At 62.6% G+C, this 24,167-nt stretch carries 19 protein-coding genes; 4 read left to right on the forward strand and 15 right to left on the reverse strand.

What is annotated here, in order from left to right; genetic code table 11:
• A partial coding sequence (locus DMP11_RS08925) for a GH25 family lysozyme (RefSeq protein WP_123186145.1) occupies positions 1-843 on the forward strand: 843 nt, incomplete at its 5' end.
• A 252-nt stretch (positions 844-1,095) separates the two neighbouring features.
• Here DMP11_RS08925 and DMP11_RS08930 read toward each other — a convergent pair.
• The 10 genes from DMP11_RS08930 to DMP11_RS08970 all read right to left on the reverse strand — a co-directional run bounded on the left by DMP11_RS08930 (position 1,096) and on the right by DMP11_RS08970 (position 12,040).
• The gene (locus DMP11_RS08930) at positions 1,096-1,767 is read right to left on the reverse strand and encodes an LPXTG cell wall anchor domain-containing protein (protein WP_123186146.1); all 672 of its coding nucleotides are present in this window, start codon (positions 1,765-1,767) and stop codon (positions 1,096-1,098) included.
• Positions 1,768-1,838: 71 nt separating this feature from the next.
• Positions 1,839-2,639, reverse strand: a complete 801-nt coding sequence (locus tag DMP11_RS08935; protein ID WP_123186147.1) for a hypothetical protein — start codon at positions 2,637-2,639, stop codon at positions 1,839-1,841.
• Entirely contained in the window at positions 2,626-2,769 is a 144-nt protein-coding gene (locus DMP11_RS10330; protein WP_161555352.1) for a hypothetical protein, read from the reverse strand. The genes DMP11_RS08935 and DMP11_RS10330 overlap by 14 nt, the downstream gene beginning before the upstream one ends.
• A 746-nt stretch (positions 2,770-3,515) precedes the next feature.
• Positions 3,516-4,847, reverse strand: coding sequence for a helix-turn-helix domain-containing protein (locus DMP11_RS08940; protein ID WP_123186169.1), 1,332 nt, complete (start codon positions 4,845-4,847; stop codon positions 3,516-3,518).
• 121 nt (positions 4,848-4,968) lie between these two features.
• Complete coding sequence (locus DMP11_RS08945; protein WP_123186148.1) at positions 4,969-6,804, reverse strand: PH domain-containing protein; 1,836 nt, start codon at positions 6,802-6,804, stop codon at positions 4,969-4,971.
• The gene (locus DMP11_RS08950; protein WP_123186149.1) at positions 6,804-7,292 is read right to left on the reverse strand and encodes a PH domain-containing protein; all 489 of its coding nucleotides are present in this window, start codon (positions 7,290-7,292) and stop codon (positions 6,804-6,806) included. The genes DMP11_RS08945 and DMP11_RS08950 overlap by 1 nt, the downstream gene beginning before the upstream one ends.
• A 293-nt stretch (positions 7,293-7,585) precedes the next feature.
• Positions 7,586-8,623: a cytochrome d ubiquinol oxidase subunit II gene (cydB, locus tag DMP11_RS08955; protein ID WP_123186150.1), complete on the reverse strand. Its 1,038-nt coding sequence runs from the start codon at positions 8,621-8,623 to the stop codon at positions 7,586-7,588.
• Positions 8,624-8,626: 3 nt separating this feature from the next.
• Complete coding sequence (locus DMP11_RS08960) at positions 8,627-10,225, reverse strand: cytochrome ubiquinol oxidase subunit I (protein WP_123186151.1); 1,599 nt, start codon at positions 10,223-10,225, stop codon at positions 8,627-8,629.
• Positions 10,226-10,376: 151 nt separating this feature from the next.
• Complete coding sequence (gene hypD, locus DMP11_RS08965; RefSeq protein ID WP_123186152.1) at positions 10,377-11,468, reverse strand: hydrogenase formation protein HypD; 1,092 nt, start codon at positions 11,466-11,468, stop codon at positions 10,377-10,379.
• A gap of 314 nt (positions 11,469-11,782) precedes the next feature.
• Complete coding sequence (locus DMP11_RS08970) at positions 11,783-12,040, reverse strand: HypC/HybG/HupF family hydrogenase formation chaperone (RefSeq protein WP_123186153.1); 258 nt, start codon at positions 12,038-12,040, stop codon at positions 11,783-11,785.
• 299 nt (positions 12,041-12,339) lie between these two features.
• Here DMP11_RS08970 and DMP11_RS08975 point away from each other — a divergent pair, with 299 nt between their 5' ends.
• Together DMP11_RS08975 and ade are read left to right on the forward strand one after the other, a co-directional pair.
• Positions 12,340-13,110: a GTP pyrophosphokinase gene (locus DMP11_RS08975; protein ID WP_211236208.1), complete on the forward strand. Its 771-nt coding sequence runs from the start codon at positions 12,340-12,342 to the stop codon at positions 13,108-13,110.
• 172 nt (positions 13,111-13,282) lie between these two features.
• Positions 13,283-15,100, forward strand: coding sequence for an adenine deaminase (ade, locus tag DMP11_RS08980; RefSeq protein WP_123186154.1), 1,818 nt, complete (start codon positions 13,283-13,285; stop codon positions 15,098-15,100).
• A gap of 140 nt (positions 15,101-15,240) precedes the next feature.
• Here ade and DMP11_RS08985 read toward each other — a convergent pair whose 3' ends face one another.
• Entirely contained in the window at positions 15,241-15,873 is a 633-nt protein-coding gene (locus DMP11_RS08985) for a hypothetical protein (RefSeq protein WP_161555353.1), read from the reverse strand.
• Positions 15,818-16,366 carry an RNA polymerase sigma factor gene (locus tag DMP11_RS08990; RefSeq protein ID WP_211236209.1) on the reverse strand — a complete coding sequence of 183 codons (549 nt, stop codon included), beginning with the start codon at positions 16,364-16,366 and terminating at the stop codon, positions 15,818-15,820. Before DMP11_RS08990 ends, DMP11_RS08985 begins: the two co-directional genes overlap by 56 nt.
• Before the next feature lie 267 nt (positions 16,367-16,633).
• Between DMP11_RS08990 and DMP11_RS08995 the strand changes: the two genes are divergently transcribed.
• On the forward strand, positions 16,634-19,414 hold the full coding sequence (locus DMP11_RS08995) for a carbamoyltransferase HypF (protein ID WP_123186156.1): 2,781 nt from the start codon (positions 16,634-16,636) through the stop codon (positions 19,412-19,414).
• Positions 19,415-19,831: 417 nt separating this feature from the next.
• On the opposite strand, the gene DMP11_RS09000 is transcribed toward DMP11_RS08995, so the two are convergent.
• From DMP11_RS09000 to DMP11_RS09010, 3 genes are all read right to left on the reverse strand, one after another.
• Positions 19,832-21,598, reverse strand: a complete 1,767-nt coding sequence (locus DMP11_RS09000) for a phosphoglucose isomerase-related protein (protein ID WP_123186157.1) — start codon at positions 21,596-21,598, stop codon at positions 19,832-19,834.
• Between the two features lie 99 nt (positions 21,599-21,697).
• A complete protein-coding gene (locus DMP11_RS09005) occupies positions 21,698-22,411 on the reverse strand; it encodes a LytR/AlgR family response regulator transcription factor (RefSeq protein ID WP_123186158.1) in 714 nt (237 codons plus the stop codon).
• 220 nt (positions 22,412-22,631) lie between these two features.
• Positions 22,632-24,032: a Sapep family Mn(2+)-dependent dipeptidase gene (locus tag DMP11_RS09010; RefSeq protein ID WP_123186159.1), complete on the reverse strand. Its 1,401-nt coding sequence runs from the start codon at positions 24,030-24,032 to the stop codon at positions 22,632-22,634.
• Between the last annotated feature and the right edge of the window lie 135 nt (positions 24,033-24,167).

A 24,167-nucleotide genomic window follows, 5' to 3' on the forward strand; every position in this document is an offset into this window, starting at 1 on the left:
CACCCCCAGCCGCCCGCACTCCAGCGACCCCTTACCCGCCGCAGCTTCTTGGCCGCAGCCGCCGCGCTAACGGCCGCAGCCTGGTGCGGCGCTGCCGGGTGTGCCTCACCGACGGCCAACGGGGGCGCCGAAACCAAAGCCGCCTACGTGAGCCCCTACAACTGGGAAGGCCTCGTGCGCAGCGACGGCCGCTGGGATTACTTCGAGGACGGCCAGCTGGCCAGCCGCTGGGGCATCGACGTGTCCGAACACCAGAAGGCCATCGACTGGGGTCAAGTGGCCGCCGCAGGGGTGGAGTTTGCCTTTGTGCGCATTGGCAACCGCGGCGCCACCAAGGGCCTGCTGAGGGTGGACGACTGCTTCCTGGCCAACGCCACCGGTGCCAAAGGGGCGGGCATCCAGACGGAGAGCTACTTCTTTTCGCAGGCCATCACCGAGGAAGAAGCGGAAGAGGAGGCCGCCTTCGCCATCCAGCAAGTGCAAGAGGCCAACGGCCAGGGAGCCGCCATCTCCCTCATCGCCTACGACCACGAGCCGGTGGAGACAGAAGGGGCGCGGGCCAACGCCCTGAGCGGCGAACAGCTGTCCCTCAACACGGCCGCCTTTTGCGGCGTAGTGGCGCAAGCCGGCTTCCAGCCGTTGGTGTACGGCAATCGCCGCAGCCTGTTCCGGCTGTCCGAAGAAGTACGCAGCGCCTGTCCCGTGTGGCTGGCAGAATACAACACCCCCTCCCCCACGGCGCCGCTGGATTTCGTGTTATGGCAGTACAGCAACGCCGGCAGCGTACCCGGTATCTCCATCAACGTGGACCTCAACATCTGGTTCAACCAACCGAGCACGTAAGCACAGCGTCGGCCCTCGCGGTCCATGCGGCAAGCGGCCAGGCGCCCGCCGCGCCAAAGCCACATCCAGTCCTCTGCACCAGCCCTCCTGCGGCCCTGCAACCCTACGGCCCACGGCCCCTCGCGCAACTCCGCAGCTCGCAGCCGCAGGGCGCGAAAAGCCCGCATCCAACCAGGGTCCCAGAAAAAGCAAAAGGGGCAGCGGGTTCGGTTCGCTGCCCCTTCTTCGGTGGGATCAGTATGTTAGCAGAATTTAAAAGCTATTTTGCCGACGACGCCATGAGAAAACGGCCATTGCCAGCGCCACAAGCGCCAGGACGCCCGCCCCCACGAACAGGGTGCCGTCGTCGCCGGTCTTAGCCAGCTTCTTGCCCAGCGTATCGGGGTTAGGACGCACCTTGCTCTGGGCGCTTATCTTGGCAGAGGGGTACACCTTGTCGGGGTTGGAAATGCCGGAATGAGTGGCCTCGTAAGCCGGCCAACCCTGGCTGGCAGTGAACTTGCTGCCGGGCTGGGCGCGGTTGTTCAGCTCGTCGCCAGGAATGCCGCTGGGCAGCGAGCCGTAGGCCTTGGCAATGTTGCCCACATCGGAATCCAGCGCCTCTTCGCCAATTTCGGCGTCGAACACGAACTTCACGTTGGTGCCGCCCTCAACGTCGCCCATGTTCACCGCAAGTATGCGGGTGGCCGGGTCGTAGGAATCGGCAGGCACGGGCACCTCGGTGCCGTCGGCCAAGATAACCTTGAAGCTGTCGGTGATGGGCTCGATGCCCACCGGCACGTCGTCGCCATCGATGTCCACGTTCACACTGGGCTTGGCGGGATCGTAGTCGGGGTCGTCGGGGTTATCGGGGCCCTCCGGACCTTCCTTCACGTCGCTGCCGGGGCCGGGGGTTACACCCGAATCGGGCTTAACCTGCTCCACCTCAATCTCTTCCTGCAGGTTGTTGTCCTCCAGGCCCAGAGAATCCAGGTAGTTCTTGTCGGGGCGATAGTTCAGGGTAACCGTGTGCTTGTCGCCGTTGGGGTGGCAGGCATCAGGTAGTCGTTCTTGGACACGTCGATGGTGTAGGTGAAGATGCCGTGCTCGCGGCCGTCATAGCTGGCGTCGCGCTCGGCTGAAGAGGTGGGGGCATCGGCCGCAACGGCAATGCCGGCCCCTTCCTGCAGCGGCAGGCTGCGCGCCATGTTGAACAGCGCGGAGTTGTTCAGCTTGTTGTTGGCGATGGCAGCCGCAATGAGGCTGTCGGCTTCGGACTTGGAGGTGACCACCGTGGTGTTGCCCTCCACGCTATCGGCCGGATAGGTAACGGGCACGGTGTCCACCACTTCGCCGTCCACCACAATCTCGATGGTGCCCGTAGGGGCCTTACAGGTGGTGGCAGTGCCTTTGCCGCTGGTCACGTCGCCCACCACAATCAGCTTGTCGAAGGCGTCGGACTTGTTGCCATCGGTTTTGCCCCAAGCCGCCTTCAGCGAAACAATGCGCGAGGGCACCGGGCTAATCTGAATCCAGCAACGGGAACGATGATCCAGGTAAGACGCGGCCCAATCGCCCGTAGCGTACTGGGTGGAGGTCGTCGAAAACGCCATCAGGCCCTCGTCGGAGGGCGTCTGGGTACCGGAGCCCTGCTCGGCCCCCAGCGTCTTGGTTTCAAAGTCCACCACTTGGAACTTGTGGTCAATCTTGCTGGGGTCGTTCAAGATACGCGGCTCGCCGTTTTCTTCAAATTTAATCTCGTGACCCTCTTTGGAGATGTCGGCAGTGCTGAAGGGCAGGCCGTCATAATCTTTCACGAGTGAACGTCACGTCTTGGTCGGGCTCACCGTAAGCCGCCGACCCGATGGACGGCACGCACAGCCCCAACACAAGCGCAAATGCAAAGAAGCACTTGAGCAGCTTGGTGTTTAGCGTTGCTTTTGTCATCACTACTCCTGACCTCTCTCCCCTAGCGCCGCGCCTGCGCCGCCGGGGAAACACAAACCCCTATCTCCACCCCAGAAAAACCAAGAAACGGTGCACGCCGGGAATGGTGGGTCGATTCGGCGATGCACCGCTCCTGGGCCTTTCTGGGAACTTGATTTCCGCGCGAGAATGAACCCGCTTTAGCCCACTGCGCGGCCGTGGCAAAAGCGGCATGGGAAAAGGCCCCATCCCCCGCCGGGAAAAGGGCAACACGAAACGCGCCCCCGCGATGCGGATGCGTCTTCTGAAGATATGCAATTCTGGATTGCCGTCTGCGACGGAGCCGCGGCGTGCGCGGCGCGCAGGCCCTTCCCGTTACGGGAAGTTAGCGGGCTAGAGGAGCGCCCCCCCCCTGTGGCCTATTTTATCGTTTTGGCAGTTCACGGGCACGCACGAGAAGGCCGGCCCTATCAGATCGGCTCCCAACGCAAGAGAAACTAGAGGAGCCTTTTCAGCCACGTTGCATACCACCAACTGCAAAAACCTACATGCAGACACTTCATGAGGCCATGAATATTACGGTTTGGCAACAGCATTTTCGGAAGGCGGCCCAGTTCAGCGCCACTAAAGTTTCGCCAACACCTCCAGGCGCGGCACAACCATCTAGGCCGCTTCTCTATATTCGTGAGGCGTGGTTTAACAACAACTCTCGACGGCGTCCGACGCAAACCGCCCCAACCCTATTGCAGGGAATTCAATTGCGCACCCTAGCCAAAAATAGCCCTTAGTCTATCGATGCGCGTCTGGATACCTTCAAAAATAGAATCAGTTCTCCCAATCATCGCCGGATTCTCTTCCAGAAAATCCGATGCCCATTCGGGAAACCCCGTTAATTTATCCAAATCAAGCCACGAAGCATCGTCCACTAAGCGCAGCTGGCGGTTTGCGTCTTCAAAAAATGGCTTTGCGTCGGAACAAAACGAGGCAAAAGGCAACTCGCGCGTTGGAATATGGCACCAAAGGCTTGTTCCCGTGTCAAAAAGAGGGGCAATGCGACACTCAAGTGTTTCAACGTTGCGCACAATACCGAAGTTGCGCCAGTGGCGATCGCTGTTAGCCATAACATAGTCGCCCACAATCATCTTCCCCAAAGCCGTCTCCGCATCGGTTATGCCGAGCCTTTCGCAGCATTCCACATAATGACGATAGCTGCTGCGCCCCTCGGGGCGACGAGCAATTTCAGCTACATAAAGCGCCGGTATAAACTCCTCATCCGAACGAAGGAAATTGGGGCAGGAGCTAACCACGGCGCCGCCCCATTCCTCAAGTCTATACGGAACATACTCTTCTGGTTTAAGCAACCGGTTGAATAGGTTTGTGGCAATCACCTCGTTGTAGGGCTCTTGCTCCAGCAAGGTGCCACCCTTCAAAAGGCGGCGCTCGCCATCACGGCAAACCCAACGTTTAGAAAGCGCGCCGTCGGAAGTATTATCGGGCGAATCAAGCCCCACATTCGCCAGCCATTCTTCCGTCTCTATCTCAATAAAGTCGTTCTCGAAAAAGTTTATATCCGCCCAATCGAGATTGCTGTCGATAGGCTTCACCCAATACTGATCCGACAGCGAAAGTCCCATGCTCCGAAACGGCAGATCATGGGCATTTTCGATGCCTAGCTCCCGCAGCTTCTCCTCAATGCCGTGACGCGCCTTGGGAATGACCCGATGACCCCACCAGTAGGCCAGCGCCTTACGCGAGGCCTTCTTTCCCCGAGGGGACACCACAGAAAGCGGCGCACGAGCCGAATCCATCACCTCATCGGCATCGAAGAATTCACCTGTTGCGCTATCGAACCGGAAAGAGAGTACCGGGTGATTGCGGCTCATGAGAAGGTATCGCGCTTGGCCCTTCCCCGCAGGATGCGACGAAGGGCGGCCTGCGGCTGGCACGCTGCTCAATCGCGTTTCTATGCTATTGCGATCAACAAGCCAGATACCGCCGACCTTCTCCGCGTCCAAAGCTCCAGAGCGGATAAGCTGATGAACGCGGCCCACGCTCACCCCCAAAATACTACTTGCCTCCGCAACGGTAACGTTGAACACGATGGAAACCCCCATACCCTACGACTATTTATAGGTTTTATTTTAGCTCGCTATTGGACTAAATACTATAAACGTTTATAGAGCTTTTGGGCGTGTCAGGGGGACGCTGACACGCCCTTGGTTATCTCCGGGGTTCCAGCCATTCCATCCAGTGGGCGGCGTCCTCTTCCGTTACGTCGACGAGCGAAATAGTGGTGCCCCCTACCCCGGCGGCTATGACCGCCTTCAGGGTGGCGGTTTTCGCCATGCGCTGGAACGGGTTGGTGCGCACGCAGCCGAACTGGATTTTCTGACGCGGAAAACTGACGCTCTCGCGGCTGAGGCCCCCGTTGCTCACCTGCATGAAGCGGCGGTTCACCGCGAAGCTGGATTCGCGCGCCCACATCACCGCGCCGATGCAGTTGGCAATCATGCACACCGCACCCACCGCGTACAGGAACGTGGCGGCGGGGTCGAAGATGGTAAGCAGGTCGAACAGGTCGGGGTCTTGCGTGGCCACCGCCGCCACGTGCATCAGCACATGGAGCAGGGCCGTGGCCACAATCAGCCAGAAGCCGGGGCCTTGCCACAGGGTGCGGCGCAGGATGGCCCGCCGCATCGCCACGGGCGCCACCGCCGTTGCCTGAGTGGGCATGTCTGCGAATTCCGGAATGAGGCCGGCAATTATCTCGGCGCACTGGCTCTTCTTCACGAAGGGATGCACCACCACGCGCCCCGCCTGCACGCCACCCTTGCCCTTGTTGGACTCGTTGGAGCCGTCGCCCATGGCGTCGATTTTCCCCAAGGAAATTTCGCAGTAGCCCATCAGGCGGCACACCAGCGTTTGGCTGATGATCACCGATTGCACGCGGTCGATGGCCACCCCCTGGAAGCTGTGCTGCAAAATGCCGCGCTCCACTTCCACGCGGTCGCCGCGGCGGCGCGCCTTGAAGCCGCCGAACGACAGCATGGTGCCCACGGCGGAAAGGGCCCACATCACCAGGGCGATTACCAGGAACACCCCCAGCAGGATGCCACCGGCCATCAACGCCCCTTCGCGAGCCACAACCGACTCCACCGCCGATTCAAACAGCACATCGGAATTGGGCACCAAATCGGCCACGCCCTGAATCAGCTGGCCCACCACCGCCAGCAAGCCCACCGCCACAATCACAAACGAGGTGTTGTTGAACAAGCCAGTAAGCACCAGCTGCTTGTTGGAGAGGCCGTATTCGTAGCTGGGGGCCTCTTGGGCGAAGGAGGGGCTGTCGAACACGCCGCTCATTTGGGCCGTGAGATCAGATGCCGCGTCCAGGATGTTGCCCTCGCCGGGGGCCGCGGGGTGCGCGGCCATGGGAACTGGCGCCGCGTCGACCATCACCGGGGCCGCCGCTGCACCGGGGGCCGCCTCCCCCGAAGCCACTGCCCCGTCGGCCGCCGCTACTGGGGCAACCGCGCCCGCTGCCAGCTGGGCCTTCTGTACGTACAGCTGCTGGCGCAGCGCTTCCGCCTGGCTTTTTGTCACATAAGGCACCACGATGGCCTTGTTGTTGGCGCCGCCGGCGGTATCGATGGAAACCGCGCACAGCCCCAGCACTCGCTGAATGAGCGTGGCTTTTTGGTCCACCGACTGCACGCGGCCGTAGGGCACATGGGTGCGCTTCTTGGAAATCACGCCACTGTATATGCTGAATTCGGCCGGGTCGAACTGGTACCAGAGATGGCGCCACTGCAGCCAACGCAGCAGGAAGCACAAGGCCGCAATCACCAGTACCACCGCAATGATGCCGCCTACGATAAGGGCGAACACAAATCCCGCGTCCCGCGCGAAGGCCGGGTTCTCGGTAATTTCCGCCACCAAGGCCGCCAAGCCCGAAAAGGCACCAACGACAATCACCCACAGCGTTACGAACAGCGCCCGCAGGCCGCCCAGCCAAATAAACGCGTGGTGGACTCTATAACGCTCCGGCTGCTCCATCACACGTCCTCCCGCGCCAGACGGGCCAGCTCGGCAGCGCGGTCGCGCACTTGTTCGGCCTGTTCAACGTCAAGACCGGGAATCTCGTGGTTGCCGGCCGCCGTTGCCACCGTCACACTGGAGAGACCGAAGGCGCGCATGATGGGCCCTTGGCGCGTGTCGGTGTTCTGCACGCGGATGAACGGGATGATGAAGCGCTTGCGCCACACGATGCCCAGCGCAATTTCCAAATAGTCCTCCGTCAGCTGATAGCGCCACCGCTGATAACGGATGGGCGGAAGCACCACCAGGCACAGCACGTACAGCGCCACCGCGATGACCGCAGCCACGATGGCGGCGGTGGACAGCAGCGGCTCGTCGGCATCCAGCGATATAAGCCACAAGGGCAGCACCAGGCACAAAGCGAGAATGGTTATCCACAAGGCGTCGTTGAGGCGCCACACCATTTTGATGCGCGGATCGAGTTTGGAAGTAGGCAGAGGTCGCATGAGGCTCCTTCCCCGCAGGTTCTGAAACCGTTTCATTATAGAGAAGGCCGGCGCGATAGGGTTTCGCGCTGGTAAAAAGATGGACCGCACGCTGAGATTTCTTGCGCAGCCCCCTGCCGGCAACCGCGCGGCAAGGGGCCGGCAACTGCTCGCCCGCCTGCAGCCCGGCCCCCAGCGGACGCCCGGTGTTTCACGGCCAACAATCCAGCAGCGTCCGCCCAGCTTCGCTGCCCGCCCATGCAGAAGGGGCGCCCCGAAGGAGCGCCCCGCAAGTTCGCAATTATTCGCCCTGTTTAGTGCTTCAAGCTTTCCTCGCTAATGCGGCCGCGGAAGGTGCGATAGATAATCACGTGATACACCAGCACCAGCGGCAAGCCGATGCACAGGATGATGGTCATGCACAAAAGCGATAGCTCCGAGGAGGCCGAATTGAAGATTTCAATGGAGGGGCCAATGCTGTCGGCCGATGCGGTGACCAGCACCGGGAACATACTGCAGGCCAGCAACATCACCAGGGAAATCATACTGCCGGATTGGGTGAGGAAGGCCCCCAGGTCGCAATTCTTCTTGAGCGGGATGACGATGGAGGCCACCAGCAGCGCCACGCACAAGATGGCGAACACCCAGCGCAGAATGCCCAGTTCAGCGCTCATGGCCGGCTGGATGATGAAGTGGCCGTAGGCGGAAATGACCACGAACAGCACCAGGGAAGCCACCTGCAGCGGGATGCGCAGGCCCGCCATGCGCTGCTGCACCGCCGAACCGAGCGGCGCCTTCAGCGCGCCCCAGCAAGCGCCGGCCGCCAGGAACATAGTGAGGCCCAACAGGCCCGTGAGCAGCGTAAACGGGGTAATGAGCCCCAGCAGCGGCACGCCGATATAGTTGCCGGCCGCGTCCATGGGAATGCCCGCGTATATGTTGCCTACCGCAACACCCAAGAGCAACGCCGGCAGCAGCGAGCCCAAAAAGAAGCACACGTCCCACACCCTGTGCCAACCGCTATCGGCAGCGTAGAACTCGAAGCTGACCGCGCGCACGATGAGGCCGAACAGCACCAGCATCACCGCAAGGTAGAAGCCGGAAAACGTGGTGGCATAGGCGTTGGGGAACGCCGCGAACAGGGCGCCACCCGCCGTGAGCAGCCACACTTCGTTGCCGTCCCACACCGGCCCGATGGAACGACGCAGGATAGCCTTCTCTTCACTGTTCTTTGCCACAAAGGGGTACAGCACACCGATACCCAGGTCGAAGCCGTCCAACACAAAGTAGCCGGCAATCAGCACGAAAATCAGGAAGAACCAAAGAACGTTGAGGAATGTGAACGTTGCCATGAGCTACTCCCTCCCCTCATCGGACGCGGGCGCGTCAGCGGCCTTCGGGGCAGGGGCGGCGTCCTTCGCCTCTTCGATGGCGGCGAAAGGCGGCAGCCCGTCCTCGCCTTCAGCCAGCTGCACCACTTCGGTCACCTCGGCGGAGGCCAGGCTCTCAGCGGGGACAGCCGGGGCGTCGTTGTCAGCGGCTCCAACGGTGGCCACCACGGGCACCTGGCCGTCGGCGGCGGGGCTCACCGGCCCCTCCTTGATGAAGCGGCCTACCACACGGACCCAGCCCACCAGCAAAATGAGGTACACCGCAATGAACAACCCGATGGTAAGCAGCAGTTCCCAGTTGGAAACGGAAACCGAAATGCCGTCGGCCGTGAGCAGCGACACGCCCTCGGGGCCGGTCACTGACGGGTACACCACCCAAGGCTGGCGCCCCACCTCGGCGGTGATCCAACCGGTTTGGATAGCGATGAACGGCCAAATGGGCGACAGCAGCGCCAGCCACTGCAGCCAGCGCATCTTCGCAATTCTTCCGCCCTTGAAGGTAAAGATGAGCACCAAGATGCTGGTGAGCATAATCAGCCCGTACATGGCCACCATGATGTGGTAGCTCTGGAACACCAGCCCCACCGGCAGCTCGTCCACGTCCATATCGCCGAATTGCTCGGTTTCGGCCAGCTCGTTAAGGCCCGGGTACTCGGTGTCCCAGGTGCCGGTGGCCAGGAAGCTGGTGCCACCGGGAATGGCGAAGGGGGCCAGCACCTCCTGGTTCTCTTCGTCCACAATGCCGATGGCGTACAGCGGCGGCACTTCGCTTTCGTACATGCCTTCCATCATGGCCAGCTTAGTGGGCTGCTCTTCGTACACCACCACGGCCGAAGCGTGGGCGAACACAATCATCAGGCAGCTGGTGATGATGCCCACCACCGCGCCGATGCGCATGGTTTTCATGGCGAATTCCTGATGGCGCCCCTTCAGCAAATACCAAGCGGCCACCGCCACGGCACAGAAGGCGCCCATGATGAGCAGGGCGTCCACCGTGTGGGTGTAGCGGGCGAAAATGGAGGGGTTGAAGGCGGCGGCGAAGAAGTCGGTGATCACCGCTTCAGTGCCGTCGGCGTTCAGCACACCGCCCGCAGGGGTTTGCATCCAGGAGTTGGCGATGAGGATCCACAGCGCCGAGAGGCACGAGCCGAACCACACCAGCCACGCGGACACCATATAGAAGCGCGGCGACACTTTCTTGCGGCCGAACAGCAGCACGCCCAGAAACACCGACTCCAAGAAGAAGGCAAATAGGGCCTCGGCAGCCAGCGGGGCGCCGAAGATGTCGCCCACGAAGCGGGAGTAGTTGGCCCAGTTGGTGCCAAACGAGAACTCCATGGTAATGCCCGTTGCCACGCCAATAGCAAAGGTGGCGGTAAACACCTTCACCCAAAACTGCGCAGCCGCCGCATCTTTCTGGTCACGAGTGCGGAAGTACCGCGTTTCATTGATGGCCAGGATTAAGCCCAGACCGATAGACAGCGGCACGAACAAAAAGTGATATGCCACCGTCAGGGCAAATTGGAACCGCGAAAGCAGCACCACATCGGAAAAGATTTCCACCCTGCGCCCCCTCTCCTTACCGAAACCTTGCCCCACTGCCGACAGCAGGGAAAACTTGGCAAATCATACCAATTATGTAGGCAGCGCGAAAGCGCCGTGAAAAAGCTGCAACCTAGGAAGGGAACGAGGGGCGGAGCGCCCCCCTTCGCGACTAGTAGTAGCGGAAGTAGGCGGCACAGCTGCCTTCGCTGGACACCATGCAGGGGCCCACCGGGTTCTCCGGAGTGCACACCTTGCGGAACAGCGGGCAGTCGGAAGGCGCCATGATGCCCCGCAGCACATCGCCACAGCGGCAGCCGGCGTGCTCGCGCACCGGCTCCACCTCCGGCTGGAAGCGACGCATGGCGTCGAACTCCGCAAACTCGTCGCGGATGCGGTAGCCGCTGCCGGGAATCTCCCCCAGCCCGCGCCACGTAGCGCTGCAAGTTTCAAACACCTCATCGATGGCGGCAAGCGCCACCGGGTTTCCCTCCGGCATCACGCCGCGGGCATAGGCAATCTCGATTTCGGCCCGCCCCTCGTACAGCTGGCGCATCAGCATGGCAATGCCCTGCAGCACGTCCACCGGCTCGAACCCGGTAATCACGCCGGGGATGCCGTACTTCTCCGCCAAGAACTGATAGGGCTTCGCACCGATGATGGTGGACACGTGCCCCGGCAAAATGAGCGCCGACACCTTCAGCTGGGGGTCGGCAACAATTACCTCCAAGGCGCCGGGCATGTTCTTGTGGGCGCCGTACACGCTGAAGTTCTTGAGGCCCGCTTCCTTCGCCCGCTTGATGGCGATGGCCACCAGCGGCGTGGTGGTTTCAAAGCCCACCCCCACGAACACGATTTGGCGGTTGGGATTGTCGGCCGCCAGCTTGAGGGCGTCTAGCGGCGAGTAGACGATCTCCACGCTGCGGCCGGCCGCCTGCTCGGCCAAAAGCGATGAGGTGGAACCGGGCACGCGGGTCATGTCCCCGAAGGTGGCGATGGTCACTTCCGGCACGCGGGCCAGAGCGATCACCTTGTCGATGTCGTGGTTGCTGGTAACGCATACCGGGCAGCCGGGCCCCGACGCCAGCCGCACCCCTTCCGGCATCAGGCCACGAATGCCGTTGCGGGCGATGGCCACCGTATGGGTGCCGCACACCTCCATCAGCGTGGCGCTTTCCGGCGCCAGCTCGCCGATGACCTGCACCAGCCCCCGGGCCAGCGCTGGGTCGCGAAACGCCTTCAGTTCTTCTTGCATCGTGTCCATGAAACGCCCTTTCGAGGCCTTGAAAGATTCTTCTCAGGCAGATAAAATACGGACAAGCGGTTAGCCCGGTGCATCGGGCACGACTGCTTCACATTACCGCTACTAATGTGATGAAGAGCCGTCCTCTATGCGGGGCGGCTTTTTCATTGCCGCCTGCGCGCTGCTATTGCCGCTTGCGGGTCGCCAAATCAATCACCGCTACGATCACCAAACACAACGTAAATAGTTCCATCCAGCTAACGTACATAGCTGCTCCTTCCTGCGAAGGAAGCAGTCCGCCTGTCCGCAGTGACAGTTTAGGGCATCTGCCCCTGCTAGCTGTTGGAAACTTGCGGCAGCATCACTTCGTCTGCGGCCAGGTCGGGGAATTGGCGAATGAGCTCCAGGGTTTCCTGGGCGTACTGCTCGTCCACCACTTCGATGGCGAAGCCAGCGTGCACCAGCACGTAGCTGCCCACCTGAGCCTGAGGAGTGAGGTCCACCGAGATGCTGCGGGACACCCCCAAGATGTCCACCGTGGCAAGGTTGCCCTCTTCAAGTTGGGTGATTTGGGCGGGAATGGCCAAGCACATATGCGCTCCTAACGGTTCGTTTGATCGGCGCCATTGTACCGCGCCCATGGGGAGAAGCGGCCCGCGTGTCAGGGGGGCGTACACTTTTGACACACGAGAAGGCGCTACCAGACACGACGGCCATCGGCGTGTGCCAAAAGTGTACGCCCCCCTTGACACGCCACCGCCAACCGGCCGCCGGCCGGCCCGTCACTTTGCAGCGCCCGACCCCATCGCGCCGCAGAGCCACCGGCTCGCCCGCAGCTGCCGCCGCCACGCTACACTGGCAAAAACATTTATCACGTTCAGGAGACGCACCGATGACTACCCTTCCCAATCGTCCCTTCGACTACGCGCTGGCCCGTCTGGATGGCGGATCAAGCGCCCTCGATGCTGTGCACAAGCGCCGCGAGGATTTCGCCACGCAAATCATGAGCCATCTGGCAGCCAGCGATGAGTTCTCGGAAATGATGCGCCGCAACATCGCCCCGTTCCGGCGGCTGATGACCTACTACGAATGCGCCATGATGGAGATGGAAACGAAATTCCGCGTACTGGATGCCGAGTTTGGGCTGCAGCACGATCGCAACCCCATCGAGTCCATAAAAACACGGCTGAAAAGCACCGATAGCCTGGCCAAAAAACTGACACGAAAAGGCTTTCCCATTACGGTGGAGTCGGTGGAGAAGAACATCTTCGATGTGGCCGGCGTGCGGATTGTGTGCACCTTCCCCGAAGACATTTTCACGCTAGCCGATGCGCTGCTGGCCCAAGACGACGTAACGCTGATCGAGCGGCGCGACTACGTGGCCGCCCCCAAGGAAAGCGGCTACCGCAGCCTGCACTTGATTGTGGAAATCCCCATTTTCCTGGAGCATGAGAAGCGCCTGGTGAAGGTGGAGGTGCAGCTGCGCACCATTTCGATGAACTTCTGGGCGTCGCTGGAACATCAGCTGCGCTACAAGAAGAACCTCCCCGAGGCCGAGGCGGCCGCCGTGGCCACCGAGTTGGCCGACCTGGCCGATGCCGCCGCCGACCTGGATGCCCGCATGCAAGCCCTGCGCAACTTCCTGGACGAAGAGCGCGATTAGCGCAAAGGCCCGCGTGTCAGGGGGGCGTTCACTTTTGACACAGGAAAAAGCGCTGCCGGACACAACAGCTATCGGCGTGTGCCAAAAGTGAACGTCCCACCTGACACGCCTGACACAGGATGGCGGGCGCGCTAAACTGGGGGCATTGCCCATCCGCTGGTTAGGAGGCCCCATGTTCAACCACTTCTGCAAAACACCCTTGTGGGAATGCTCGCGAACGCTGGCAGCGGTAGCCCAGGGCCAGCAGCCAGCCGACCTGGTAATTAAAAACGGCCGCCTGGTGAACGTGTGCACGGCGGAAATCCAGGAGCCCATCGACGTGGCCGTTGCTGCGGGGCGCATTGCCTACGTGGGCAACGCCGATCACTGCATCGGGGAAGGCACCCAGGTCATCGATGCGGCGGGCCAGTACATCGCCCCTGGCTTCCTGGATGGCCACATTCACGTGGAGTCGTCCATGGTGGGGGCCGGCGAATACGCACGAGCGGTAATCCCCCATGGCACCGTGGGTATTTACTGGGATCCCCACGAGATTTGCAACGTGCTGGGCATGGACGGCGTGCGCGTGATGATGGAAGACGCTGCCCGCACCCCGCTGAAGGCCATGGTCACCTTCCCCTCCTGCGTGCCGGCGGTGCCCGGCTTCGAAGACACCGGCGCGGCCATCGGCCCGAAGGAGATTGCCGAAGCCATGACCTGGGACGGCGTGGTGGGGTTGGGGGAAATGATGAACTTCCCCGGCGTGCTGGGGGGCAACGCCGAAGCCCACGGCGAACTGGCGGAAACCCTGAAGGCCGACAAGGTGATAACCGGCCACTACTCCATCCCCGAAACCGATCAGGGGCTGAACGCCTATGTGGCCTCCGGGGTGCGCTGCTGCCACGAGTCCGCCCGCCGCGAGGATGCGCTGGCAAAGATGCGCCTGGGACAGTACGCCCAACTGCGCTTCGGCTCTGCCTGGCACGACCTGCCGGAACTGGCCCACGCCATCACGGAGAGCAATGTCGACACCCGCTTCGCCAACCTTATTTCCGACGACACCCACCCCCACACGCTGGTGAGCGAGGGGCATCTGGACCACATCCTGCGCACCGCCGTAGCCTGCGGCATCGACGCGGTGACCGCCATCCAAATGGCCACCATCAACGTGGCCACCTGTTTCCGCATGGACCACGAGCTGGGGTCGGTCACGCCGGGCAAGTGCGCCGACATCGTGCTGCTGGACAGCCTGGAGCAGCTGAACGTCACCGCCACCATCATCGACGGCACCCTGGTGGCCCAAGACGGTCAGGCCCTGTTTTCGCTGGAGCCGTTTGACTACCCGCAGTGGGTCACGCAGTCGATGCACCTGGGGCTGGAGATCACGCCGGAAACCTTCGCCGTGGCCGCACCGGCGGGGTCGGCCGAAGGAAGCACCGTTACCGTGCGCGCCATGGAAGTGGCTTCGGGCCGCGTGGCCGACGACGAGGTGCATGTGCCGCTAACGGTGGAGGGGGGCCAGCTGCACAGCAGCCTTGAACAGGATGCGCTGAAAACTTTTGTGTTCGAGCGCCATCGCGAAACCGGCACCTTCGGCGTGGGGTTCACCAAAGGTTTCGGTATCAAGCGAGGGGCCATGGCCTCCACGGTGGCCCACGACGCCCATAACCTGCTGGTGGTGGGCACTAGCGATGCCGACATGGCCCTTGCCGCCAACACGCTGGCCCGCGTGGGCGGCGGCATGGTGGTAGTGGCCGATGGCGAGGTGCTGGGGCTGGTGGAGCTGCCCATCGCCGGCCTGATGGACGCGCTGCCGGCACCGGAGATGAGCCGCAAGGTGCACCACCTAGAGCAAACCTGGGAGCAGATCGGCTGTGCCATGGCATCGCCATTCATGACCATGGCCCTTATTCCGCTGGCCTGCCTGCCGCAGCTGCGGCTCACCAACCGCGGCCTGGTGGATTGCACCACCTTCCAGTTCACCAGCTTGTTTGTGGACGGGGAAAACTAGCGGCCCGGCCGCAACGCGCAAGGCCCCGGGCTCGCCGCCTGGAATATCAGACGAGCCCGGGGCCTGCGGATTTGGCGCAGAGAGCGCCCGCAGTTGGTGCACCGTCGCCAGCACCGGGCCGGCGCACCGCTGATTTGCGCTTACAGCTCGGCAGCCGAGTTGCCCACGCCCAAGCTCACGTTGTAGTTGCCCGATTGGCCGGAGACCTCATACGAGTAGGTTTCGCCGTTTTTCTCGAAAGAGCCCTTCGCGATGCCGCTGTGGGCCAGCTGGCTGGTGATGTCGATGGGGTCCACGCCGTCTACGGCCAGCAGCACCGTGCCGTCTTCGCCTTCCAGCACCGACGCGCCGTCGTCACCGTGCACCTGGAAGCTGCCGCTTGCACCTTCATTGACGGACAGCTGGTAGCCGTCCGACTTCACCATGTCGCCGTCGACGCTCACCACAAGAGAACCTCCTTCGTCGGTTTCCACCGTCATCTCCGCTACCGTGGCATCACCTTCTTGGCTGAAGGTCATGTCCACCTCCTGCTCTTGGCCATTGACGAACACCGTCACCTTTTCCACCCAGGTTTCTCCCGTGGCGGCATAGCACACGCCGTTCGTCACCGCGAAAACCCCCAGCACCGCCGCGCAGGTAGCAGCGGCAATGCGCATCGTCATCGTGCGCTGAGTCGATTTCTTCTCCATTGGAATGCCCTTCGCTCGTGCCAGCAATTCAGCAGGAGCATGGACGCCTTCCATCATGGCTTTGTATTGGCTGCGATTGCTCATCTTCCCATGCCTCCTTCAACTGCTGTTTCAACATCTTCCTTGCACGAACAAGGCGCGTGCGTACCGTGGGCTCCTTCACGCCCAGCACCGATGCGATTTCGGCGGTGCTCATGTCCTCAAAGTAGAACAGGTGCACCACGGTGCGGCATTTCTCCGGCAGCTGCCCCAACGCTTGGTAAAGGTTCTCGTGACGCGGGTTCTCGAAAGCAGGCTCGGTGAAGACGCCGGCTTCTTGCTCCTGCACGTCGCGCAGCTCCACGCGCCGCAGCCAACTGCTGCGCCACAGGCTTTTGCATTGGTTCACCGTCACCCGGATAAGCCAGTATTTCAGCTGGTCGCCATCCAGGTTTTCCGGCGCCTTGGTATACAGCTTGAGAAAAACTGTTTGGGTTACGTCCTCGGCGTCGGCGTGGGAGTGCGTTTGCGCGAGGGCGATGCGGTACACCATGTCGCCGAACCCGTCTACCGCCGCCCTGTACTGCCGATTGTCCAAAACGCTCCTTGTTCGTTCACATACGCAGGCCTCCGCCGGGTGCTAGCTTCCCGGCCTTGACCCTGAAAGGCCCTTCAAGCTTAAAACGCAACGCAACCGGAAATGTGCGCATTTCGCTGAAAGTTTTTTCGGAAGCGGCAATTCCAACCAAAATGAACGGGCGGCTTGCGTTTGGCGGGCCCCCATGGCTGGCTGTGGTAGCATTTTCGGCTAGACACTGCGAAACTGCGCCCGCCGTTTTGGCCCAGGGCGTCCGAAAGGAACATCATGATCGAGGCGCTGAACATCCACGTGAAGGGAATCGTGCAGGGGGTGGGCTTTCGCCCCTTTGTGTACCGAGCTGCCAAGAAGCACCTGGTGAACGGGTGGGTGCTGAACGCCATCGACGGGGTGCACGTTCATGCGGAGGCAGAAAGCAACCTGTTGGACGCCTTCGTGATTGCCCTTTCGGAAGAGGCGCCAGCAGCAGCTGCGGTGAAGGAAATCGACCTGGCCGAAGTGCCGGTGGAAGGCTTCACCGAGTTTGAGATTCGCTTCTCTGATGACGAAGGCGTCGCAGCCACCACGCTCGTGTCCCCCGACCTGGCCACCTGCGACGACTGCCGCCGCGAGCTGCTCGACCCCGAAAACCGCCGCTTCCGCTACCCCTTCATCAACTGCACCAACTGCGGCCCCCGCTTCACCATCATCGAGCAGCTGCCCTACGACCGCGGCAACACCTCAATGGGGCAGTTCCAGATGGACGCCCCCTGCGCCCACGAGTACGCCGACCCCGCCGACCGCCGCTTTCATGCCCAACCAGACGCCTGCTTCACCTGCGGGCCGCACCTGAACATGGCGTGGAAGGCCGACGGCAAAGCAGCTGCCGTGCTGGAACCGCTGCTGCAGCTGGCGGAAAACGATGCGGCGGCGGGCGATGGGGCAGCCGTGGCGCGCAATGAGGCCCCGGAGGCTTCCCCCAGCGCGGCACGAGCCCTGAACCTATGGCAGCAGGAGAGCGACCCCCTGGTGCGAGCGGGCCGCACGGCCCAGGCCGGCGAGGCCGAAGCGGCCGGGCTGCACCTGGTGTGGGGCAACAGCCGCGCCACCAGCGACGCCATCCTGGCCTACGCGGTGGATCTGCTGACGCAAGGGCGCATCCTGGCCGTCAAAGGGCTGGGGGGCTACCACCTGGTGTGCGACGGCAACAATCCGCAGGCCCTGGCCACGCTGCGGAAACGGAAGCGGCGTGACGGCAAAGCCTTCGCCGTGATGATGGAGTCGGCCGATGAGGCGCGGCGCCTGTGCCGCGTGTCCGAAATCGAGCAAGAACAATTGATGGATCCAGCACACCCCATCGTGCTGCTGCGAAAAAAGCCGAATGCCACCTTCGCCGAAGGACTGGCCGACCACCTGTCCGAGTTGGGAGTGATGCTGCCCTACACCCCCGTGCAGCTGCTGCTGATGCACGACTTCGCCGCAGCCGCGCGGGCCGGCGCCGGGCGCACGAAGGCATACGGGGAAACCGCCGGCAACCCGCCGCTTTTGGTGATGACCTCGGGCAACCTGCACGACGAGCCCATTTGCATAAGCGATGGCGAAGCGTGGCGGCAGCTGGCCGACGTGGCCGACGCCTTCGTGGGCAACGACCGCCCCATTCTCACCCGTTTCGACGACTCGGTGCTGCGGGTGCTCACCCTGGGCGAGGCCGGCGAAGCGGTGCAAATGATTCGCCGCGCCCGCGGATTTGCCCCGCGCCCTCTGACGCTGGCGGAAGCAGTGGTGGCCAACGGGCCCGAAGAGCGCCTTCCGGAGGAGAACGCCGATAGCGGCGAGCCCGGCGGCGCCACGCCCGGCGGCGCAGGCGCCCCCTCCCCCGGCGGCGGCGATTCGCAGCTTGGCCCCATCTTCGCCACCGGGCCGGAGCAGAAAAACACCTTCACTTTCCTGCGCGGGGCCGAAGCCTTCGTGTCGCAGCACATCGGCGACATGGAGAACGCCGAAACCTATGACAGCTGGCTGGCGGCGAAAGACCGCTTCGCCCGCTTGTTCCAACTGCAGCCGCAGCTGATTGCCTGCGACGCGCACCCGGAGTACCTCTCCTCGAAATGGGCCCACGAGCAGGCACTGCCGGTAGTGGAAGTGCAGCACCACCATGCCCACGTGGTGGCGGCCATGGCCGAAGCGGGGCTGGCGGAAGCGGTGTGCGGCATCGCCTTCGACGGCACTGGCTTTGGGGTCGATGGCGCCATCTGGGGCGGCGAGGTGCTGTTGGCCAACCTGAGCGATTTTGAGCGCTTCGCCAACTTCGCCTACGTGCCCATGCCCGGCGGGGCGGCGGCGGTAAAGCATCCGCTGCGCATGGCCTACGGGGTGCTTTGGGCCTTTGACCTGTTGGAACACCCGGCAGCCGCCCGCGTGCTGGATGCCCTGGAAGAGCAGGCGCGCATTTGCGACCAGATGATCGAGGCCGGTTTCAACACCCCTATGACGTCCTCGGCGGGGCGCCTGTTCGATGCCGCCAGCGCCATTTTGGGCGTGTGCCCGAAGCCGTCCTACGAAAGCCAGGGAGCCATCGAGCTGGAGGCGGCCATGGAGCTGGCGGGCGAAGACTTGCCCGATGCGCTTGCCCGCGATTACGCCCAAGGGGAAACGGGCCGCGAGGACGACCTGCTGGCGAAAGAGCGCTACGCCATCACCGTCGAGAAGAACGCCGCCACCGCCACCTCTACCGCACAGGACACCTCGGTGCTGCTGCTGGATGCGGCCGGCACTTTCAAGGCGCTGCTGGATGATTTGGAAGCGGGCGTGCCGGTTCCGATTATCAGCCGCCGCTTCCACGACGCCTTCGCCGGCGCCGTGCTCACCACGGCAGGGCTGGTGCAGGCGCTGTACGGCATCAGCAAAGTGGTGCTCACCGGCGGCGTGTTCATGAACCGCTACCTGGTGGAACAATGCGCCGTTCAGCTGCAAGAAGCCGGCTTCACTGTGGTGCTGAACCAGGAGCTGCCCCCCAACGACGGCTGCATCTCACTAGGCCAAGCCATCATCGCCGCCCACCGCGCTTAAAAGTGCTGACAAGAGGACAGGCGCCATCACAGGTCGAATTCGTAGGGCAGAGATTCTATCTCTGCCTAAACGGACGGCCCGTACGGGGCTGCGGCATCAGGCCGAGATAGAATCTCGGCCCTACGAAGACGGGGCAAAAACCGGGGCCCTCGCCACGCGCATGAGACATTGGGGTTGTCCCTTCGTCTCATGCGGTCCCTTCGTCTCATGCGATGCAGCCGTGCGAGGGAAGGGCGGGGGCGGTCCAACAAAGCGAGTTCCGCACGACGGAAAAGCGCCAGTGGCGCTTTTCCCAAAGCAGGACTGTCTGAGCGACTTGGGCTGCCCCCGCCCTTCCCCCTGCTCCAGAAACGCGAAGGCCGAGATAAAATCTCGGCCCTACGAATTTGTGTGAAGAACTGGCACCTGCGCTCAGGGCTACTCCGATTGGCCCTCAGGCCAATCGGCGCTTTCCAGTTCTTCGCCGATGGTGCGCTCTATCATCACCTCGGCCAGGGTATCCTTCACCACCTCCGCCAGGCAGCGCAGCGTTACGCCGGAGTTGTCGGGCAGGTGCAGGTGCACGGCACGCCGGCCTCGGTCGGCCAGCGTAATGAGGTCGCCAGAAGCCTGGGCCCGGGCCAGCGCTCCCAAGCTGGGGGCCACCGACGGCAGCGGCACGTCCTTCAGCTCGTCGGCCGACAGTACCAAAAACACACCCTCGTTGCTGCCGCCCTTTTGCAGCTGCCCGGTGGAGTGCAAGTAGCGCGGCCCCACTTCTAGACTGCTCACCACGCTGAACGCCTCGGCCACATCGTGGCGAATGGCCTCCAGCGCCTCGCGACGCCCCTCGCCGCAATAGGGCAAAAACGCGTTCAGGGCAAAGTAGTCGCCCGGCTGAATGGAGCCGAACAGCGCCTTCAGCACGCCGCGCAAGTCGTCATAGCCCTTGAACTGCGGCGATACGTTGGCCTCCACCTGGCCCATCAGAATCTCGTCAGTGAAGTTTTCCACGAAATCCGGCTGCGGCTGCCCTTCGCGCAGAATGTTCAGCACCTCGGCTTTGGCGGCCGCCACGTCGGGCTGGTCGAAGGGGCACACCTGCATCAGGTAGCCGCACATGGCGATGGCATACTCCCACATTACAAAATGTTCGGCCAGCTCAAGTGCCGATTCCACCTTGTAGCTCTGACGCGGGATGGCCGGATCGATATAAGCCAGGCTCATCTCGAAGTTCTTGGATTCGTCCCATAGGTCGGCCCGTGTTTGGTACATAATCACCGAGCGGTCCTGCGGATCATCGGCCAAAAGCAGCGAGTCCACCTCAATGTTGGGCAGGATGCCCTTGCCGTTCTTCCCCAAGCTTTCCGCCACCAGCTGCTCAATCCACAGGCCCAGCACGCGGCCCCGTTTCGGGGTGAGGAACGAGAACTTGTCGCGCCCCTTCTGGTAGTTGTCGAACAGGAAGGCTGCCAGGTTCACGGCCGGATTGTCGATGGCGTCTTCGCTGCACAGGCGCTCGGCCGTAGCGGCGTGCTGCATCAGCTCTTCCAAGTTGATGCCCACCAGCGCGGCCGGCAGCAGGCCAAACACCGAGAGCGCCGAGAAGCGGCCCCCCACCGACGGTTCGCCGGGCAGCACCTTCAGCCAGCCTTCCTCGTGGGCCTGGCGCTCCAAATCGGAACCGGGGTCGGTGATGGCCACCAGGTGCCGGGGCGTTTCTTCCTTCCCCAGAGCCTCCTCGAAGGTAGGCCGCAGGGCCGCCAGCGCCATGCGCGGCTCGATGGTGCCGCCGCTTTTGGACGAGATGATCACCAGCGTGGTGGCGGGATTGCAGGTGGCGACAACCTCCCGCAGCCGCACCGGCGAATCGGAGTCAAGGGTTTTGAACGTAACGCGGTTGCGGTCGGGCTTGTTGTATTTGGTAATGGTCATGGGGGCCTGGGTAGAGCCGCCCTGGCCGATCAGCACCACGGTGTTGATGCCGCTGTCCACCACCTCGTCGGCGAAGGCCTGAACCTCCTGCACTGGCAGCGGCGGGTTAGTTCCCAGGTCAACCCAGCCCATGAAGTTCTCGGCGCAGCTTTGGGCTTCGCTGGAAAAGTCGTACAGGGAAGCGTCTTTCTGATGAATGCGGCTGGCAACGCGGTCCCGCACCAAAATTTTGGCCGAGGGATACAGCTTTTCCATGTCTCCGTTGATCATCTGGTGTTCTCCTCTTATACGAAAGAGGGGCTGCACGCCGCAGCCCCTAGTTGCCTTTCGGCTTTAAGGCCCTGGTGAGAGCCTTCCCCTGCGCCCGGCCTACAGGCCCAACGCCTTTTTCAACGTGGATACGCGGCGGCGGGAAACCGGGATTTTCTCCTCGACCCCTTGCAGCGACAGCAGCAGCGTGCCGCCGGCAACGGACTCGATTTCCTCCACCATGGACAGGTTTACCAGGTAGCCGCGGTGCACGCGGAAGAACCCGTGGCCGTCCAGCCGCTTCTCCAGCTGGGCCAAGCTGACCGTGGAGAAGTAGCGATCGACATCGGTTTGCAGGTAGGCGTAATCATCGCGCGCCATCACGAAGCGAATCTTGTCGATGGCGATGAGGATCTTCTTGCCGCCCTTCTCCACCGGAATGCGCTCGGACTTCTGGGCCTGCACATGCAGCGCCACCTGCTCGCGCACGCGGGCGATGGTCTGGGCCAGGCGGTCGGTTTCCACCGGCTTCAGCAGATAATCCACGGCGCTCACCTTGAAGGCGTCCAGCGCATGCTCGCTGTACGCGGTCACGAACACCACAGCGGGCGGGAACTTCAAGTGGCGCATCGCATCGGCCAGCTGCAGGCCGGTGGCCTCGGGCATGTTGATGTCCAGGAACATGACATCGCAGGGATATTCCTTCAGCTTCTCGATGGCCTCACGGACACTGGCCGCCTCGGCAACCACTTCGACTCCGCCAACCTCGTCAAGCAAGAACCGCAGTTCAGACCGAGCAGGCGCTTCATCGTCAACGATGATGGCTTTAAGCACAACAACCTCCCAAAATGCGCGTGGAACGTGAAATTCTATATATTATATAGCAGGATAACCGCTTGGCAAAAGTGGCCGCCGATAACCTTGTTTTTCCATAATTGCAGGTAAAGAGGGGAAACAGGCGGGCCGATGCCCCAAACGCGCCGGCGCCGCGCACCCCTCGGGGCCCGCGGCGCCGGTTGCGGTTTGCGAAAAGGGCCAGTGGGCGCAGCGCCCGTTACAGCTGGCTCTGCTCCAGCTTCAGCAGGGCCGCAGCATAGATTTTGAAGGCCAGTTGCAGCTGCTCGTTGCTGATGGTTTCATCGGGGCCGTGCATGCCGCCGGCCCATTCCGGATACTCCAGCCACGGCATCTCGGGGCCGAAGCTGGCGCCGGAGGTGAACTCGCGGGCGTAGGTGCCGCCGCCGATGGTGAAGGGTTCGCGGCTCTCGCCGGTCACCTCGTTGTAGGCCGACAGCAGCGCCTGGATGGGGGCGGTGTCGGGCTTTACCAAAAACGGCACCATGAGCAGGGTATTCTCGAAGCTGGCGCCCATGGGCTCGGTAATGGCCGTGATGGCCGCGGTGATTTCCTCGGGGGTGGTGGAAGTGGGCCAGCGGCTGTCCAGCGTTTGGGTGAAGCGGCCGTCCTCCAGCCTGATGGTGCCGCCATTCAGGGTAAGCGGACCGAAGTACTCATCGGCCGTGGCGATGCCTACGCCGCTGCCGTCGGGGAAGTCCACCACCTTCTGCACGAAGCGCAGGAATTCCTGTTCTTGCGCGTTGCCAATGCCGTTGGCCAGCACGTAGTCGGCCAGAATGCCGATGGCGCTTTGCCCCAGATCGGGCGTGGAGGCGTGGGCACTTTTGCCCTTGGCGTCGATGCGGGTTTTGCCCTCTTCGTAGGTGACGGTGATGCCGGGAGCTTCGGGCAGGTTATCCACGATGCGGTTCACCACGCAGAAGGCCTGGCCCGCCACGGCGTTGGTGGCGCTGCCACCTTCGAACTGCAGGAATTCGCCGCCCTCGATGGGGGCGCTCACCACCGTGGCGTCGAAGCCGCCCTTCTCGCCGTAGCACACGGGGAACTCGGCGTCGGGGGTGAACAGGAAAGCGGGGTCGGCATAGCGCTCGCGGTAATAGGGCACGTCGTTCATGCCGGTTTCCTCGTTGGTGCCGAACAGGAAGCGGATGGTGTAGGGCAGCCTCATCCCTTGGTCGGCCAGCAGCTTCATGGCGTGCAGGGCCACCACGCAGGGGCCCTTGTCGTCCAGCACGCCGCGGCCCACCAGGTAACCGTCTTTCAGGCTGACATCGAAAGGCTGGAAGTTCCAACCGGGGCCGGCGGGCACCACGTCCATGTGGCCGATGAGGCCGATTTGGGTGTCGGTTTCGCCGGGCAAATCGGCAAAGCCCATGTAGCCGTCCACGTTGGTGGTTTCAAAGCCCATGCCGGAGGCGATTTTCAGCACCTCGTCCAGCGCCGCGGCGGGCCCGGGCCCAAAAGGCTTACCCGGCTCGGCGGCGGCGAGGTCTTCCACGCTCTCAATTTCCACCAGGCTGGCGATGTCGTCCACCACCGCAGACCAGTTGTTCTCGATGTAGCGATCCGCAGCCTGCATAAGTTCGCTGAATTCCATAATCTTCCTTCCTCGACGAAGGGAACAAGGGTAATGGAACCCATTATGGAGCGGCTGGAAAGGAGTCCCCTTCCCGCCGCTGCAACTGTTTCTACTTTGTAGCCGCCCGCGCGTCCCCGGCGCCGTTTTTGCTCC

The sequence above is a fragment of the Parvibacter caecicola genome (assembly GCF_003725335.1).
In the GTDB taxonomy this organism is placed as follows: Bacteria; Actinomycetota; Coriobacteriia; order Coriobacteriales; family Eggerthellaceae; genus Parvibacter; species Parvibacter caecicola.

What these genes read in the sequence shown, in the direction of transcription:
- DMP11_RS08950 (WP_123186149.1), bottom strand. Translation starts at nt 7,292, where the DNA reads ATGCGACCTCTGCCTACTTCCAAACTCGATCCGCGCATCAAAATGGTG.
- DMP11_RS08975 (WP_211236208.1), top strand. Translation starts at nt 12,340, where the DNA reads ATGACTACCCTTCCCAATCGTCCCTTCGACTACGCGCTGGCCCGTCTG.
- DMP11_RS08995 (WP_123186156.1), top strand. Translation starts at nt 16,634, where the DNA reads ATGATCGAGGCGCTGAACATCCACGTGAAGGGAATCGTGCAGGGGGTG.
- hypD (WP_123186152.1), bottom strand. Translation starts at nt 11,468, where the DNA reads ATGGACACGATGCAAGAAGAACTGAAGGCGTTTCGCGACCCAGCGCTG.
- DMP11_RS09000 (WP_123186157.1), bottom strand. Translation starts at nt 21,598, where the DNA reads ATGATCAACGGAGACATGGAAAAGCTGTATCCCTCGGCCAAAATTTTG.
- DMP11_RS08970 (WP_123186153.1), bottom strand. Translation starts at nt 12,040, where the DNA reads ATGTGCTTGGCCATTCCCGCCCAAATCACCCAACTTGAAGAGGGCAAC.
- DMP11_RS08985 (WP_161555353.1), bottom strand. Translation starts at nt 15,873, where the DNA reads ATGAGCAATCGCAGCCAATACAAAGCCATGATGGAAGGCGTCCATGCT.
- DMP11_RS08945 (WP_123186148.1), bottom strand. Translation starts at nt 6,804, where the DNA reads ATGGAGCAGCCGGAGCGTTATAGAGTCCACCACGCGTTTATTTGGCTG.
- DMP11_RS09010 (WP_123186159.1), bottom strand. Translation starts at nt 24,032, where the DNA reads ATGGAATTCAGCGAACTTATGCAGGCTGCGGATCGCTACATCGAGAAC.
- DMP11_RS10330 (WP_161555352.1), bottom strand. Translation starts at nt 2,769, where the DNA reads ATGACAAAAGCAACGCTAAACACCAAGCTGCTCAAGTGCTTCTTTGCA.
- ade (WP_123186154.1), top strand. Translation starts at nt 13,283, where the DNA reads ATGTTCAACCACTTCTGCAAAACACCCTTGTGGGAATGCTCGCGAACG.
- cydB (WP_123186150.1), bottom strand. Translation starts at nt 8,623, where the DNA reads ATGGCAACGTTCACATTCCTCAACGTTCTTTGGTTCTTCCTGATTTTC.